General features: G+C 47.8%; 17 protein-coding genes. 1 reads left to right on the top strand and 16 read right to left on the bottom strand.

All coding sequences use genetic code 11. The features are described from left to right. The first annotated feature begins 55 nt into the window (after positions 1–55). Positions 56–1,246, top strand: coding sequence for a glycosyltransferase family 4 protein (locus NC997_RS02630; protein ID WP_190529477.1), 1,191 nt, complete (start codon positions 56–58; stop codon positions 1,244–1,246). On the opposite strand, the gene NC997_RS02625 is transcribed toward NC997_RS02630, so the two are convergent. From NC997_RS02625 to infA, 16 genes are all read right to left on the bottom strand, one after another. Next, on the bottom strand, positions 1,239–2,204 hold the full coding sequence (locus tag NC997_RS02625; protein ID WP_190529475.1) for a peptidase: 966 nt from the start codon (positions 2,202–2,204) through the stop codon (positions 1,239–1,241). The genes NC997_RS02630 and NC997_RS02625 overlap by 8 nt on opposite strands. Positions 2,205–2,227: 23 nt before the next feature. Beyond that, on the bottom strand, positions 2,228–2,461 hold the full coding sequence (gene secG / locus NC997_RS02620; protein ID WP_190411866.1) for a preprotein translocase subunit SecG: 234 nt from the start codon (positions 2,459–2,461) through the stop codon (positions 2,228–2,230). 111 nt (positions 2,462–2,572) lie between these two features. Beyond that, the gene (gene gpmI / locus NC997_RS02615) at positions 2,573–4,171 is read right to left on the bottom strand and encodes a 2,3-bisphosphoglycerate-independent phosphoglycerate mutase (RefSeq protein WP_190411867.1); all 1,599 of its coding nucleotides are present in this window, start codon (positions 4,169–4,171) and stop codon (positions 2,573–2,575) included. 946 nt (positions 4,172–5,117) lie between these two features. Then, on the bottom strand, positions 5,118–6,812 hold the full coding sequence (locus NC997_RS02610; protein ID WP_190411868.1) for an ABC-F family ATP-binding cassette domain-containing protein: 1,695 nt from the start codon (positions 6,810–6,812) through the stop codon (positions 5,118–5,120). Positions 6,813–7,207: 395 nt separating this feature from the next. Then, on the bottom strand, positions 7,208–7,705 hold the full coding sequence (locus NC997_RS02605) for a hypothetical protein (protein ID WP_190529473.1): 498 nt from the start codon (positions 7,703–7,705) through the stop codon (positions 7,208–7,210). 573 nt (positions 7,706–8,278) lie between these two features. Further along, positions 8,279–9,391, bottom strand: a complete 1,113-nt coding sequence (gene prfA / locus NC997_RS02600) for a peptide chain release factor 1 (RefSeq protein WP_190426507.1) — start codon at positions 9,389–9,391, stop codon at positions 8,279–8,281. A gap of 93 nt (positions 9,392–9,484) precedes the next feature. Further along, complete coding sequence (rpmE, locus tag NC997_RS02595) at positions 9,485–9,739, bottom strand: 50S ribosomal protein L31 (protein ID WP_190529471.1); 255 nt, start codon at positions 9,737–9,739, stop codon at positions 9,485–9,487. A gap of 113 nt (positions 9,740–9,852) precedes the next feature. After that, on the bottom strand, positions 9,853–10,266 hold the full coding sequence (gene rpsI, locus NC997_RS02590; protein WP_190411873.1) for a 30S ribosomal protein S9: 414 nt from the start codon (positions 10,264–10,266) through the stop codon (positions 9,853–9,855). Continuing rightward, positions 10,266–10,721, bottom strand: coding sequence for a 50S ribosomal protein L13 (gene rplM / locus NC997_RS02585; protein ID WP_190411874.1), 456 nt, complete (start codon positions 10,719–10,721; stop codon positions 10,266–10,268). Before rplM ends, rpsI begins: the two co-directional genes overlap by 1 nt. 101 nt (positions 10,722–10,822) lie before the next feature. Next, the gene (gene truA / locus NC997_RS02580; protein WP_190529469.1) at positions 10,823–11,671 is read right to left on the bottom strand and encodes a tRNA pseudouridine(38-40) synthase TruA; all 849 of its coding nucleotides are present in this window, start codon (positions 11,669–11,671) and stop codon (positions 10,823–10,825) included. Positions 11,672–11,729: 58 nt separating this feature from the next. After that, positions 11,730–12,080 (bottom strand): 50S ribosomal protein L17, encoded by a 351-nt coding sequence (gene rplQ / locus NC997_RS02575; protein WP_190411876.1) that lies wholly within the window; start codon positions 12,078–12,080, stop codon positions 11,730–11,732. Between the two features lie 107 nt (positions 12,081–12,187). After that, entirely contained in the window at positions 12,188–13,156 is a 969-nt protein-coding gene (locus NC997_RS02570) for a DNA-directed RNA polymerase subunit alpha (RefSeq protein WP_190411877.1), read from the bottom strand. Positions 13,157–13,291: 135 nt separating this feature from the next. Beyond that, complete coding sequence (gene rpsK, locus NC997_RS02565; RefSeq protein WP_190411878.1) at positions 13,292–13,687, bottom strand: 30S ribosomal protein S11; 396 nt, start codon at positions 13,685–13,687, stop codon at positions 13,292–13,294. A 117-nt stretch (positions 13,688–13,804) separates the two neighbouring features. After that, positions 13,805–14,188, bottom strand: a complete 384-nt coding sequence (gene rpsM / locus NC997_RS02560) for a 30S ribosomal protein S13 (protein ID WP_190411879.1) — start codon at positions 14,186–14,188, stop codon at positions 13,805–13,807. A 61-nt stretch (positions 14,189–14,249) separates the two neighbouring features. Next, positions 14,250–14,363 (bottom strand): 50S ribosomal protein L36, encoded by a 114-nt coding sequence (gene rpmJ, locus NC997_RS02555; RefSeq protein WP_071782548.1) that lies wholly within the window; start codon positions 14,361–14,363, stop codon positions 14,250–14,252. 127 nt (positions 14,364–14,490) lie between these two features. Further along, a complete protein-coding gene (gene infA / locus NC997_RS02550; protein ID WP_015203280.1) occupies positions 14,491–14,718 on the bottom strand; it encodes a translation initiation factor IF-1 in 228 nt (75 codons plus the stop codon). Between the last annotated feature and the right edge of the window lie 137 nt (positions 14,719–14,855).

The raw sequence follows: 14,855 nt of genomic DNA, 5'->3' as shown, positions 1-14,855 counted from the left end.
GAATGATTAACTCATAACTCAAAACTCAAAACTAAAAACTCAAAACTCTTAGAAAATGCACATAGCCTGGCTCGGAAAAAAATCACCCTTTTGCGGCAATGTCACCTACAGTCGAGAAGTTACGAATGCGTTGTTAGACCAGGGCCATCGAGTTAGCTTTCTCCACTTTGCCCAAGACGAAGAATCTGACCTCCAGGCTTGGCCTGGATGTGAAGAAGTGTCTCTACCTTTCCTGTACAAGTCCCAGGTTTATACGATTCCCACCCTGAGATCGAGAAAGGTTTTGACGCAATCGCTTGAAGAGCTAAAGCCAGACCTGGTGCATGCCTCGCTCACTTTATCACCCCTAGATTTCCTACTGCCGGAAATCTGCGAAGAACTGAATTTACCCCTGGTTTCCACCTTCCATACCCCTTTTGACGGGAAGCGACGAAATCTCAAATCAGGGACTCAGCTTTTGACTTATCAGCTGTATGCACCTTTCCTGGCGTATTACGACCGAACGGTTATCTTTTCTCAAGTTCAGCGGGATTTACTCGCACGATTGGGAGTGGCAGCATCAAAGGTAGCTGTGATTCCGAATGGCGTTGATGTCCAGAAGTATTGTCCAGGGCCTTCTAACATCAAATCTGAATTAAACGCTAAGCGCCTCTTTGTCTACCAGGGTCGAATTGCTACCGAAAAAAATGTGGAAGCAATGCTCCGAGCCTGGAAAGAGTCAGAAATGGGGCCAGAGTGTAAATTATTAATTGTCGGCGACGGGCCGATGAAGCCCTCTTTAGAGCCTTTTTACGACTCAGAATACGGAATCATCTGGTGGGGAACCGAACCGGATGAGCAACGGCGAATCGAAATTTTGCGGGGAGCTGATGTGTTTATTCTGCCTTCTCTGGTGGAAGGACTTTCACTTTCCCTACTAGAAGCAATGGCTTGTGGCGTCGCCTGTGTAGCAACTGATGCTGGTGCTGATGGTGAAGTTTTGGAGGGGAATCCCTTAGAGGGAGACGCTGGGATAATTCTCAGAACTCAAGGGGTTGCGGGGCAGTTGCGAACTCTACTGCCTGTGTTACGAGGCAACCCGGAGTTTACGCAGCGACTGGGACAAAAAGCGATCGCAAGGGTTTTAGAGCGATATACCCTCAGCCGCAACATCGAGCAACTAGTAAAACTTTATACTGAGTTGCTACAGGAACGCCGAGTCCAGTTGAGTGATTGGCGTTATCCAGGGAGAACGAAAATCAGCTAGTCATCCTCCTCAAGGAGTAATCGCGTATTGTTTTATTCGCCAATACTCTACGCTTAAGCTGGCTTTGGGTGGCATTGGGCAAAGGCCATCCCAGTCGCGTTGGCTGCTGGTAGATCCGCTTGAGGGTGTTGATGTCTCTCGAAGAAATTTGGGGAGGATTACGCACCTGAGAAAAATACAGGGCATCTGTTTCTAAAGGACTGTGCCCCCAGATACCTAGTGCGTGCCCTAGTTCGTGACGGGCAGCGGATTGAATATAGTCGCTGGTTTGAGTTGGACTCAGTTGGATCGTAAATCGATGGGATAGTACAGATGGCGTGCCCGTCGCTGGGTTGAGGTAGAATTCATAGCGGGTTTCAGCAGAACGAGCGCGAGGCAGGTGAAATTCCCCGGTGCGGCGGTTAAAGGATGGCTTGAGGGGAGGAAGCGATCGCACGATCTTGATATCAGCTATCTCTGACTGCTCGACCACTTGGATGGGCAAATAAACGCGCCATTCCTGCACAGCTTTTAACACAGCACTTGCCCACTGTTGGCTGGCGGTGGAAGTTTCTGGCATCTCTACGAACACCTTAACCGGAAACTGCGACCAAACCAGATAGCCAACGGGGGTAGGCTTCACTTGAGAGAAGTAATCACCACTGTTGCTGGTATCTTGCCATTGCAACAGTGTCGGTGGTAAGACGTGCGCTTGGAGTGTCGGTAAGGAGGTTGCTGATAGCTGGCGTGACACTTCAGATGCCCAACCATCACCCGCATCCACCACCCGAAAATGGGCTAAAACCGCCAATAAGCAAGTAGCGATCGCGATCCCCACCCGAATGAATCGTTTTGAGTTTTGAAAAGAGTTTGGATACCACAGGCGGTTCTGTAGGCTTCGCTTAAGAGTTTGAAAGTTTGAAGGTTTCGCCTTTTCAACTTTCCCAGTTTTCTCCTTTTTCCACTCAAAAATCATCATTTATCGTACATCACGATTTGATGCTATTGCCATAACCGATCCATACTCAAAATTACCGACAAACCCAGAAAGATGACAGTGAATATCCAGGTTACTCGGTTCAGCGCTGTTTCTGCACTTCTAGTGCTGGTAAACAATTGAGCCTGTCCGCCAATCCCCCCAATTCCGTCTCCTTTAGGACTATGTAGCAGCACTAAAACAATCAGAATTGCGGAAGAAACCGCCCATATAATTTGCAGGATGCTATATAGATTCATAGTTGGTTGTTCGGTGTCAGTTTTTAAGAATCGTGAATTGCGGATCGTTAAGAGCTAACCGCTAAGCATCAGCAAGATGCAATGATTCATTAGCTATTAGCTCCTAGAACTTTACAGAGAAACTCGCACGGGTGTGCGATTGGCGCGGACATCAAATTCCAGAGGAACCAGCATCGAACGACCTGTCATCTCTACTGGCTGTGGCAGCTTTAAGATTTCCAGAATCGTCGGTGCAATGTCCGACAAACGTCCATCACTTCGCAAAGTCACTTCAGTCCCATAGCCGGGAATTTTTAACCCTTCCCCTTCCACCAGGATAAAGGGCACAGGGTTCGTTGTGTGAGCCGTCCAAGGGTTGCCTTCTTTATCCTGCATATATTCAGCGTTCCCGTGGTCGGCAATGATGATCGCCGTGCCACCCGCCTTATTGATGCTTTCTAGAAGGCGTCCCAAACATCGGTCTACCGTTTCCAGGGCTTGAATTGTTGGTTCCATCTGACCTGTATGCCCCACCATGTCTGGGTTGGCGTAGTTGATGACCATGAAGGAGTAAATGCGTTTTTCAACGGCAGCGATCGCTACATCCGTCGCCGCTGCTGCTGACATCTCCGGTGCTTGGTCATAGGTTGGAACCATTGGACTCGGTACCAGTTCCCGATCCTCCCCTTCAAAAGGCTGTTCCCGACCGCCGTTGAAGAAATAAGTAACGTGGGCGTATTTCTCGGTTTCAGCAGTCCGAAACTGGCGCAGTCCCCGATTGGCAATCACTTCTCCCAGGATGTTACTCAAGTTCTGGGGTTCAAAAGCCACCAAAACTGGTAAATTCGGTTCGTACTGAGTAAAAGTAACAAAGCTCAGCGGCTCGATATGCTGTCGTTCAAACCTCTTAAAGCCGGGAGACACGAAGGCTTGGGTAAGTTGTCTGGATCTATCGGGTCGGAAGTTAAAGAAAATCACACCATCCCCCGCTTCTATAGCTCCAGGAGCAATTCGGGTTGGGATAATAAATTCATCTGTGACATTTTCAGCATAGGAAGCCTGCAAAACTTCTTGCGCCGAGCGACCATCTCCCAAGCCATCCTGAGTCATCACATCGTAGGCGCGTTTCACCCGATCCCACCGCTGGTCTCGATCCATTGCGTAGTAGCGACCGCTGAGGGTGACAATGCGCCCGACCCCAATCTGGTCAATGTGGTCTTGAATCTTCTGAATTGCCTCTATCCCCTCGTGGGGATAGGTATCGCGTCCATCTGCGATCGCGTGGATACAAACTGAGGGAATCTCTTGCGCTTTCGCTAAATCCAGTAATCCTAGAAGATGCGCCAGATGAGAATGCACCCCACCTTCGGAACAAAGCCCAACTAGGTGAAGCTTACCACCCCGGCTCTTGACTTCCTGACAGACTTGCACCAGTGCAGGATTGCTCAGTAAACTACCGTCTTCCACGGCGTCTGAGATCCGAACTAATTCTTGCGGTACAACCCGACCAGCACCAATGTTGAGATGGCCTACTTCTGAGTTACCCATCTGACCTTCTGGCAACCCTACAGCCTTGCCGGAGGTGTAAATGAGTGTGTGGGGATAGACTGCCCAGAGGCTATCCATCACAGGTGTGTTAGCGGCGGCTATGGCGTTTCCATCGGTTTCTTCGCGGTAGCCCCAGCCGTCTAGAATGACTAGCACCACGGGAGAGACAGGTGCTTGCGCCATACTCAATTGCCCTTTGTTTTCAGTAATTTCTCCGTCATGATATCATCGCCCTTTGTACTCGCAGTGTTATTTTTAGCAGCTTGTGTTAGCTTTTTTAGTTTTTTTTGCCAGAGACAGCACAGCAATTCTCTCTAGATCGGATGACTATTTTATTACAGGGTTCTGAAGACAGTCCTGGTAGGAAGCGATCGCTAAAAGTATGTAAGGGAGCGCTACTCCCTTGATGACAACCGCTTGACGCACCTGCAAGATCAGTAGGCGTCAAGCTTACACATCGCCTAGTCTGCCACGATGCGTTGGTCTTCCCCGGTTGTTGTGTCTGTTAAACCATCTAACCCGCACTAGCAAACAAGTCTAATAAGGTACAGGCTTTGCAAGCAGGCTTTTTGGCTTTAAGAACAGATCGACCGTGATATGTCAAGAAAACGAAACAATTCCCGATTCTTGCTGGAGCGCAGAGTGGTTTCTAACTCAGCGGGATCTGCCAAGAGCGATCGCATTGAGAAACCAGCGATACAGTTCTGCGGTAACTTGGATGCCTAGCTCGTCGGTGCCTTGAGCCGCCATAGTTACAGCCAGCAGCAGATGCACAGGCGGTTCGTAATTGAGATGACAAGGAAAGTCTGCATAAAGCGGCTTCCAAGGCTCCGAGATTTCTAAGGCTTGTTGCTAGTTGTTCGCCAGCTCGAGGAAAGTGGGCACGATTTCCTCCCGCGATGGAAACTTAGTCTTTTTATTATAACTTGCATCTACCTAAAGTAAGACTTTTGGAAACTTGGAAAGCCCACCCTAAGCGCCGTACCTTTTTAGCTCTCAAGAACGCAATAAGCAAGGGTTGAAACCTATCTTTATTGCCAAAGGAACGTCAGCAGTGGTGAGACTACTGCTGACGTTCCTTTGCGACGATTCTTTACGTTCTCTGCATTTAAAAAACGACTTCTAGACTTTATTTACGTTTGCTAGATTCCTTAGCAGCTTTTGCAGCTTTCTTAGCAGCTTTATCAGCAGCGATCGCCTCTAATCTTGCCTGCTCTTTTTCTTCAGCAATTTTGTCTAGATAGTAATGGTAATCTCCTCGATATAGGCGGAATTCGCCGTCACGGATCTCGACAATTTTATTGGCAACTTTGGAAATAAAATATCGGTCGTGGGAGACTAAAATTACCGTACCTTCGTAGTTTTGGATTGCCTCTTCCAACATTTCTTTAGCCGGAATATCCAAGTGGTTAGTAGGCTCGTCCAAAATCATTAAATTAACTGGGCGCAAAAGCATTTTTGCTAACGCCAGACGAGCTTTTTCACCTCCGCTCAGAGCCTCAACTTTTTTAAATACGGTGTCACCGCTGAACAAGAAGCGTCCTAGAAGTGTGCGAACCTCCTCATTTTTCCACTCAGGAACTTCATCATGGATAGTTTCCATGACAGTTCTAGACAGATCCAATGCTTCCGCCTGATTTTGCTCAAAGTAGCCAGGAATCACGTTGTGAGCGCCTAATTGAACTGAACCTTCAGTAGGTTGTTCCATGCCCATAATTAGACGCAACAAGGTTGATTTTCCAGCCCCGTTCGGACCGAGAAAGGCAATGCGATCGCCTCGTTCCATTAGTAGATTCGCATCTAAAAATAGAATTTTTTCGTCGTAAGTATGTACCAAATTCTGAATTTCTACCACCTCGCGACCACTGCGGGGAGCGTCAGGAAAGCGGAAGCGCAGGGTTCTTAATCCCCCAGTCGGCGCTTCAATCCGTTCGATTTTTTCTAGTTGTTTCTCACGGCTTTTCGCTTGGGTGCTGCGGGTAGCACTAGCACGGAAACGATCAACAAAGACTTGCTGCTTTTCTAGTTCTTTTTGCTGGCGTTCGTAGGCGCTGAGTTGGGCTTCTTGGTTTTCTGCTTTTTGTTGTAAATAAGCCGAGTAGTTGCCTAAGTAGGTGGTAGAAACGCCGCGTTCTGTTTCTACAATTTGGGTGCAAAGACGGTCGAGAAATTCTCGGTCGTGCGATACTATCACGATTGGAGTCTTCAGCCCTTTGAGATAGGTTTCCAACCACTCAATGGTTTCTAGATCCAGGTGGTTCGTTGGTTCATCCAGTAGTAATAAATCTGGTTTTTGGAGTAAGATTTTGCCCAAACTCATCCGCATTTGCCAGCCACCGCTGAAAGCACTAACGAGGCGATCGCCATCTTCTGGCGCAAACCCCATTTCTGGCAACATCTTCTCAATCCGCGCGTCTAACCCGTAGCCATCCAACGCTTCAAACTGCCGCTGTAGCCGATCCAATTTGTGGATCAGGCGGTCTAATTCCTCTGGATTCGCAGTTTCCATTTCTCTCGGCACCTGCGCCAGAGCGTGCTGTACTTCGTTGGCTTCTTTGAAAACTGTCCAAAGTTCTTCTCGCACAGTGCGCGTCGGATCTACCTCAAATTCTTGAGTCAGATAGGCAATGTGCAAATTTGCAGGACGAATCACTTCCCCAGCAGTGGGTTCCATCTCCCCCGCAATAATTTTGAGCTGAGTCGATTTTCCTGCACCGTTAACGCCGACTAAGCCAATGCGATCGCCCGGTTTGACTTCCCAGTTGACATCCTTGAGAACTTCGCCGGTGGGATAAATTTTACTGATATGTTCAAGTCGTAACATCAAGAGTCTCCAAGGATGCTGGGGGAATGAGCGAATTAGTTGACGGATGTCCGTTGGTATTGCCAGTAAGTCCGTCAGGCGATCGCGAGAGTCCAGTTTATCTTAACAAAATTTAATTCTAAAATCGGAGTTTGCAACTGTTGGGAGGCAAGTTGAAAATCCAACAACGCGATCGCCTTTCTCTAGGTGTACTGAGTGGAAAGCTGATTTTAGATTACATAAGTCCTTCTTCTCGTCTATGACTTCAGGCGCTTTTGTTATCAGCCGTTCACAGCAAATAACAACTACTGGTATTCCTTGATTCAGGAAAGTAATTAAAGATTGGTAAATCTTCTCCAGCCTCAAATTTCCCAAATAATCAGTTGTATTTAATTTTTCCCGCACGCTTACTCACATTAGCGATCGCCTCTGGGAGGTGGCCCATCCCGCACTTCAATCAGCTCTTCAATAGATTTCCCTACGATTCGTGCAATTGGCCCTAGCTGATTATCGTTAATTTCTTTTCCTAGAAAAATTTCTTTCAGCTCTTTCCAAGACAATCGATAAGAGTCGCAGAATCGGGCAAATTCTTTATCACTAATATCAAGTTCATCTTGTCTATCCCTTAACAGCAAAGCGACCGCCGCCGATCCATATTTAGGACGCTCGGTACTTACAATATATCTTTTCATTAAAAGATCGACTCTACTCGTATCGCCCCCTGCCTCAGTTATCAAGTCAAAACAAGCCATTTTGAGAGCTTTGCGTAGCCGTTCATCTTCATTGAGAAAGTCAACGATTCGGAGTGCATATTCTGGTTTTATAAATCCAACGACTGCTCCCTTATAGTAGATTGGAGAATAGGGATCGTTTGGATCGTAATTCCAATCCGAAGCTTGATTATTGTTTGGCATCTCGGCACCTCTGGTCAACGCTATTTATACAAGCCTTTAGAACGGTTTTTTTAAGGAATTTACAAGAGTCTATTTTTACATTGATTTACTTAAACATAGAGTTAGAGAACCTTGACTTAATAGTGTTATTAATAATACATGAGGAATTATTGATATCTCTCTAATAAGAATAAAATACAAGAAAAAAAGGCATTTGGACAGTTTGATTTATCCTAGTCTCACTTCCAATCCACAGAGATAGAGGAAAAGTTAGCTCTTTTTTAGGTAAGGGCGATCGCTATTCCAATTTTCGAGCAACACAGCAGGGTCTAACCGTTCCTTAGCTAATTTTGCCAGAATTTCAGCCTGCGGATAGTGATATAGGAGGCAAAACCGCTGATGTTGAAGCGATCGCGTCTAAGAGCAGGTTTGTTAATTTTCCAGTATTCGCTGGCAGGCTGAGTTTCCCTGATTTTGGGCAATTTACTAGAGATGATCTGGATAAAAATAAAAACCCAGCCGTTTATACGTCGGCTGGGTTCAGGATGGCAAAAACGCGATTAATCGCGTCTGTCGATACATTTAGCGCTCATCTTAATTAAGCGACTCAGCGTTGGTAGTGGAAGCGGCTAATTCTGCCAAGCGTTCTTGCTGATCTTGAGAAATACAAGCCTGAATAATATGTTCTAGGTCGCCTTGCAGAACTGGGTTAAGGCTGTAATTCTGACCCAGGCGATGGTCGGTGACGCGGTTATCTTTGTAATTGTAAGTACGAATTTTTTCCGAACGGGAGCCAGTACCTACCTGAGAACGCCGCATGGAGGTCACAGCTTCCTGCTGTTCGCGCAGCTTCATTTCGTAAAGCTTGGCACGGAGGATTTGCATCGCGCGTTCTTTGTTTTGCAACTGCGATCGCTCTTCCGTACAGAAAATCCGAATCCCCGTCGGCTTGTGGAACAAGTCGGCAGCAGTTTCTACCTTGTTCACATTTTGACCGCCAGCACCGCCAGAGCGAGCTGTACTCATTTCAATATCCTTCGGGTCAATGTGTATCTCTACATCATCCACCTCTGGCATCACCGCCACTGTTGCCGTTGAGGTGTGAACCCTCCCTCCAGCTTCCGTCACTGGCACTCGTTGTACCCGATGAACGCCTGCTTCAAATTTCAGTTGGCTGTAAACGTTGTCGCCTTGGATTTCCAAGATGGCTTCTTTAAAACCACCCGACTCTGCCCGCGACTCGCTGAGTAACTTAATCTTCCAGTTTTGAGTTTGGGCATAGTACGAGTACATCCGCACCAAATCTCCAGCCCAGATACTCGCCTCATCTCCACCTGTACCCGCGCGAATTTCCAACATGATGTTTTTGTCATCATTAGGATCGCGGGGCAAAAGTAAAATCTTGAGGCGTGTTTCCAAATGCTCAAGCTTGCTTTCCAGTTCTTCCACTTCCAAGGCTGCCATTTCCTGCAACTCAGGATCGCTGGCAGATTCCTTCTGTACCAGTTTTGCTCCTACCAAGTTTTGCTGAGTGGTTTTCCAGCTTTCATAGGTATTAACAACGTCCTCCAATGAGGAACGAGCTTTTGCCACCCGTTGATACTCATCTGGATTGGAGGCGGTATCTGGATCTGCCAGTCGGCGAGTTAACTCATTAAAGGTTTGCTCAACGGAATTTAATTTTTCCAGCAGGTATGTTTCAGCCATAGGAAATGCGATCGCTCCACAAAAACAGCAGGAAAGCTTATCATCAATAACTTCGACCCAACAGGCGGGTCTCGCTACGAGCAAGCCGACCCGCTACTTTTTGCCTTGGGAACCCGAATCATCACCTTGGGGTTGGGTAGTTTCCAACATTCCATATTTCCGCATGAAGCGCTCTACCCGACCTTCGGTGTCAATAATTTTCTGGGTTCCAGTGTAAAAGGGGTGGTTCCCCGACCAAACATCAACGTGAAGTTCTGGCTGTGTTGAGCCAACGGTCATTACCACTTCTCCGTTGCAGTAAACTTTTGCTTCTGGATACCACTCTGGATGAATTCCTTGTCTTGCCATGATTACTCCTCGACTGGGTAATGTCCCTATATAATTCTAGCTTTCCAGCATCAGCGAGTGCGAGGCAGACCTCGCACCTACCATCGATAACCAACTCAAATGCGATCGCTTTTTTATCGCTTCGAGTACTGCGGAGCCTTCCGGGCTTTGTGCAAGCCGTATTTCTTCCGCTCTTTCGCTCTGGGATCGCGGGTTAAGTAGCCTTCGCTTTTCAGCGGTTGGCGATTGTCCGGGTCGAGTTGGCACAAGGCTCTCGCTACTCCCAAACGAATCGAATCAGCTTGCCCCGTTAATCCACCACCGTGGGCTTTCACCAGAATGTCATACTCATTTTCCAGACCCAGAGTTTCCAGGGGGGCTTTTGCCGCTGACATATAAGCCGGTTGGTAATTGAAATAATTGTCGCCCGGTCGGTCATTGACAATCATTTGACCGCTTCCGGGAACCAGGCGAACTCTTGCTACGGACGACTTCCGGCGACCTGTTCCCCAATAAACGACTCGACCACTTTGTTCTACTGCTTGCATTAATTTTCTCCTCCTGGAATTGTTTGAATTTTGAGTTCCTGGGGCTGTTGAGATTCATGGGGATGGGATGGTCCCGGATAAACTTTCAGCTTGGTGAACAGTTGTTTCCCTAGAGAACTCTTGGGCAACATCCCGCGCACGGCGTGTTCGATAATCCGCTCTGGGATACGGCCCTGTAGCTTAGCAAAGGTTTCCGTCTTCATTCCGCCCGGACGTCCAGAATGTTTCCGGTAGAGCTTTTGAGTGCGTTTTTTTCCGGTGACTACCACTTTTTCGGCATTGACGACGATCACGAAATCGCCGGTATCCAGATGGGGAGTAAAGGTAGGCTTGTTTTTGCCTCTGAGAATCATGGCAATTTCACTCGCCAGACGACCCAGCCGCTGCTCTGCGGCATCAACGACGTACCAATTGCGTTCGATGGAATCTTGAGATGGGATGGGGGTTTTGTTCATGGTTCTTTTTATACGCTTCAAGGGGTGAGTCAAAAGTTGGTAAGTTGGAGCTTTGAATGTTGAAGAACCTTGTAACCTTCAACCTTCTCATCTTCAAGCTTTCAACTTAGGCAATATTCGGCGGTGACAGTCGGCAAGACCAACTTAGGCTGGGTGTCAAACCAGACTTCCGGGGGAAAGGGAAACTCTGGGTAGCCAACTCGCAACAGGCACAAGCCTTTAGCGGGCGCAGAGTACTTTACTTCGTGACGACGCTGGTTTACCCACAACTCGGTGAAGCTTTCTGGCGATCGCTCTCCCTTTCCTACCTGCACCAGTAATCCCACCAGCAGCCGCACCATGCCATACAAAAATCCGTTGGCTTGAATCTCAATATGAATAAATGAGCCGTCTCGGTAGCACTCTGCCGCCTGCACATCCACCCAGGAATGCGATCGCGCCGAATTTGCCCTGTGAAAAGCAGCCAAATGATGGCTACCTATCAAAGGGGTTAAAGCTGCCTGGATGAGAGATTCATCTAGCGGTGCATAATAATAATGCCAACTGAAGGGCTGCACAAACAAGTTTGGCTTGGGATCTGTATAGAGCGTGTATCGATACCGACGCCAGCTCGCAGAAAACCGAGCGTGCCAATTTGAACCTACAGCCGCTGAGGCTCGAATCAGAATATCATCGGGCAGATGAGAATTAAGAATCGCAGCCCATTTCTCAGCCGGAATGGGACCCGTAGCCTCAAAGTGTGCCACTTGTGCTGCTGCATGCACACCGCTATCAGTGCGCCCCGCACCGTGTAGAGTAACAGGTCGTTCCTGCACCTTAGACAGAACTGTTTCAATCTCTTCCTGCACGGTGCGCCCATTAGGTTGTCGCTGCCAGCCATGAAAATGAGTGCCCAGGTATTGGATTACCAGGGCAACTCGCTGGGTTGATAATGGCATGGCTTGTAACATGATGAGCTTTGAGTAGTGAGTAGTGAGTTTTGAATTCTCTCAGTCCTCAGTCCTCACGTTAAACCAGCTCGATGATTGCCATTTCAGCATTATCACCCCGACGTGGCACAGTTCGCAGGATACGGGTGTATCCCCCGTTGCGTTCGCCGTAACGGCTAGCGGCTTGCTCAAACAGGGCATGAACCAACTGTTTGTCATAAATGTAGCCCATGGCTTGCCTGCGGGCTGCCAGAGAGCCGTCCTTTGCCAGAGTAATCATTTTTTCCACTTCCGGGCGCAGCGCCTTAGCACGCGTCTTTGTGGTTGTGATTCGGCCCTGACGGATCAATTCGGTTGTCAGCGCCCTTAACAGCGCTCGACGCTGGTCGGCAGGCTTACCTAGTTTTGGAATACGACGACAGTGACGCATAACGATTTTGAATTGCTAATTGGGAATTGGTAACTGCTAATGGGTACTCGGTGAAGAAGTAATGGGTAATCGGTAATTAATTCTACCTATTACCATTACTCTTTACTTCAAGTTGTTTTCGCAGCCTTTTCGTGAGGCAGGGTAATTCCTAGTCGCCGCTGTAAGGCTTCGATGACTTCTTCTGCCGACTTTTGACCAAAGTTTTTAATCTCTAGTAGATCCTCTTGGCTGTAATCCAGCAAGTCAGCTACAGAGTTAATTTGCGCTCGCTTGAGACAGTTGTATGCCCTCACCGAAAGCTGCAATTCTTCGATTGGGATCTGGCTGGTAGGATCTTCATCATCGGCATAGTCTACCGTCATCGGATCGAGGGTGATATCTTTCAGGGGATTGAACAAATCCACCAGAATACTTGCCGCTTGAGAAAGTGCCTCTTGGGGACTGAGGCTGCCATTCGTCCAGATTTCAAGGATTAGTCGGTCTCTTTCCAGAGAACCGTCAATCCGGGCATCTTCAATGCTGTAGTTAACTTTATGCACGGGCATAAACACAGCGTCAATCTGGAGGAAGTCTAAAGCAGCAGTGTCATCTCGTCCCCGGTCTACGGCGCGATATCCCTTTCCTCGTTCGATGCGGAATTCCATTTCCAACCTAGCGTCGTCTGCTAGGGTAGCAACGTATTGATTAGGATCGACCACCTCAACTTCAGAGGGTAAATCAAATCGTCCGGCTGTCACCGTTGCTGGGCCTGTGACAGTTAATCGAGCAATTTGGGGATGGGAGGAGTGACTTTTGAGTACAATGTCCTTCATGTTCAGCAGAATTTCTAGGACATCCTCCCGAACTCCCTCAACTGTGGCAAACTCATGATTAACCCCAGCAATCCGAACAGCTGTCACGGCTGTCCCTTCTAAATTAGACAGTAGAACCCGCCTCAGTGCATTGCCGACGGTGGTACCTTGACCCCGTTCTAGAGGCTCCAGGACAAATTTGCTATATTGGCTCCGATTATTCTCAGTTTTGGACTCTACACACTCAATTTGAAACTGCGCCACGGAGTGACCTCCCTTCTTCATAAAACCCCTGGAAAGAACGCTAGAAGCTCTTCCCTAGCATTGCCCCTACTGTCTCAATGCCAATTTAGCAGTTAGCTGTTTGCCACTTGCTGCTAATTACGAATTGCTTTGACAGCGATCGCTGTCAAAGCAATTCTAGACTCGACGTCGCTTGGGCGGACGGCAGCCATTGTGGGGGATTGGCGTCACATCTCGAATTAAGGTAATTTCTAGCCCCGCCCCTTGCAGCGCTCGAATCGCGGTTTCTCGACCAGCTCCTGGACCGCTAACCATGACTTCAATCTGACGCATCCCCTGATCGGTCGCCCGGCGAGCCGCGCTTTCAGCTGCGGTTTGCGCTGCAAAAGGAGTTCCTTTTTTTGCTCCTTTAAAGCCACTTGAGCCAGCTGAAGCCCAGGAGAGGACGTCCCCATTCGTGTCAGAAATCGTGACAATCGTGTTGTTAAAAGTAGACTGGATGAAGGCTACGCCATTAGGTACGTTGCGTTTTTGTTTTTTCGGACCTGTTTTTTTTGTTGGTTGTCGCGCCATGTGGATCTAGTTGACAGTAGTTATAATGGGTTGGCTGAATTGGTTGGTCAATTTTGCTTTTAGCAAACGAACGAAATCCAAGCCTCTGCTTTTAGCTTTTCAGCTAGCAGAAGAAGGTTATTTCGGCCCTGGTGCCTTTCTCTTGCCTGCGACTGTGAGACGTCTACCGCGACGGGTTCGCGCATTTGTACGGGTTCGTTGACCCCGAACTGGCAAGCCCATTCGATGACGCCGACCCCGGTAGGTGCCAATGTCAATCAGGCGCTTGATGTTCATCGCCTCCCAGCGTCTGAGATCCCCTTCAATTTGATAGTTGCTTTCCACTGCTTCGCGCAGAGCAGCAACGTCGGAATCACTTAAGTCTTTTACTCTTGTGTCTGGATTAACTTTGGATGCTGCCAAAATTTCTTTGGAGCGCGAGAGTCCAATTCCATAAATGTAAGTCAGACCAATTTCTACGCGTTTATCGCGAGGAAGGTCTACCCCAGCAATCCGTGCCACGCTTGTTGTCTCCCTAGTCTTGCTTTTAGTGCTATAAACTTGTCCTGAGGATCGGGTTGAGTTAACCTTGGCGTTGCTTGTGTTTTGGGTTAGAACAAATCACCATGACTCGACCGCGCCGCCGAATGACGCGGCATTTTTCACAAATTTTTCGGACTGATGCTCGAACTTTCATGCCTATTTTGGCTACATTGCAAGCTCTACATTATATCACTTTTTAAGTGTATTTAAAAGTTCATCTAATTGATGAAGTTTTTCATAACACAAGCTTTTAAAAACGAGCGAGTCGCTTTTTTTGGCAACTACTTTTTGTTGCGTAGCCGGTAAGTTATTCTGCCTTTGGTTAGGTCGTATGGGGTGAGTTCCACTTTGACGCGATCGCCCGGTAGAATTTTGATGTAATTCCGGCGGATTTTCCCAGAAATATGGGCTAATACATTAAACCCATTGTCTAAATCGACGCGAAACATTGCATTAGGCAGGGATTCTGTTACCGTGCCTTCCATTTCAATTAAATCTTGTTTAGCCAAGTTATCCTTTTCCTCAATTCTTCAGCTTGCCTACTGTCATTCACAGCTCATTCCCCTGACTGACAGTCAAGGTCTTATTAACATATTTTATCAAAAATTTACTTCATCAGGTTGGGGGTCAGTCCCAGCCGCCAGTC

It is taken from the genome of Trichocoleus sp. DQ-A2 (assembly GCF_039961915.1).
Classification (GTDB): domain Bacteria; phylum Cyanobacteriota; class Cyanobacteriia; order Cyanobacteriales; family FACHB-T130; genus FACHB-T130.
This window is presented reverse-complemented; position numbering and strand designations above follow the sequence as displayed.

Excerpts from the sequence above, each read along its gene's own strand:
- NC997_RS02630 (WP_190529477.1), top strand. The coding sequence starts at position 56 with ATGCACATAGCCTGGCTCGGAAAAAAATCACCCTTTTGCGGCAATGTC.
- NC997_RS02625 (WP_190529475.1), bottom strand. The coding sequence starts at position 2,204 with ATGATGATTTTTGAGTGGAAAAAGGAGAAAACTGGGAAAGTTGAAAAG.
- secG (WP_190411866.1), bottom strand. The coding sequence starts at position 2,461 with ATGAATCTATATAGCATCCTGCAAATTATATGGGCGGTTTCTTCCGCA.
- gpmI (WP_190411867.1), bottom strand. The coding sequence starts at position 4,171 with ATGGCGCAAGCACCTGTCTCTCCCGTGGTGCTAGTCATTCTAGACGGC.
- NC997_RS02610 (WP_190411868.1), bottom strand. The coding sequence starts at position 6,812 with ATGTTACGACTTGAACATATCAGTAAAATTTATCCCACCGGCGAAGTT.
- NC997_RS02605 (WP_190529473.1), bottom strand. The coding sequence starts at position 7,705 with ATGCCAAACAATAATCAAGCTTCGGATTGGAATTACGATCCAAACGAT.
- prfA (WP_190426507.1), bottom strand. The coding sequence starts at position 9,391 with ATGGCTGAAACATACCTGCTGGAAAAATTAAATTCCGTTGAGCAAACC.
- rpmE (WP_190529471.1), bottom strand. The coding sequence starts at position 9,739 with ATGGCAAGACAAGGAATTCATCCAGAGTGGTATCCAGAAGCAAAAGTT.
- rpsI (WP_190411873.1), bottom strand. The coding sequence starts at position 10,266 with ATGCAAGCAGTAGAACAAAGTGGTCGAGTCGTTTATTGGGGAACAGGT.
- rplM (WP_190411874.1), bottom strand. The coding sequence starts at position 10,721 with ATGAACAAAACCCCCATCCCATCTCAAGATTCCATCGAACGCAATTGG.
- truA (WP_190529469.1), bottom strand. The coding sequence starts at position 11,671 with ATGTTACAAGCCATGCCATTATCAACCCAGCGAGTTGCCCTGGTAATC.
- rplQ (WP_190411876.1), bottom strand. The coding sequence starts at position 12,080 with ATGCGTCACTGTCGTCGTATTCCAAAACTAGGTAAGCCTGCCGACCAG.
- NC997_RS02570 (WP_190411877.1), bottom strand. The coding sequence starts at position 13,156 with ATGAAGAAGGGAGGTCACTCCGTGGCGCAGTTTCAAATTGAGTGTGTA.
- rpsK (WP_190411878.1), bottom strand. The coding sequence starts at position 13,687 with ATGGCGCGACAACCAACAAAAAAAACAGGTCCGAAAAAACAAAAACGC.
- rpmJ (WP_071782548.1), bottom strand. The coding sequence starts at position 14,363 with ATGAAAGTTCGAGCATCAGTCCGAAAAATTTGTGAAAAATGCCGCGTC.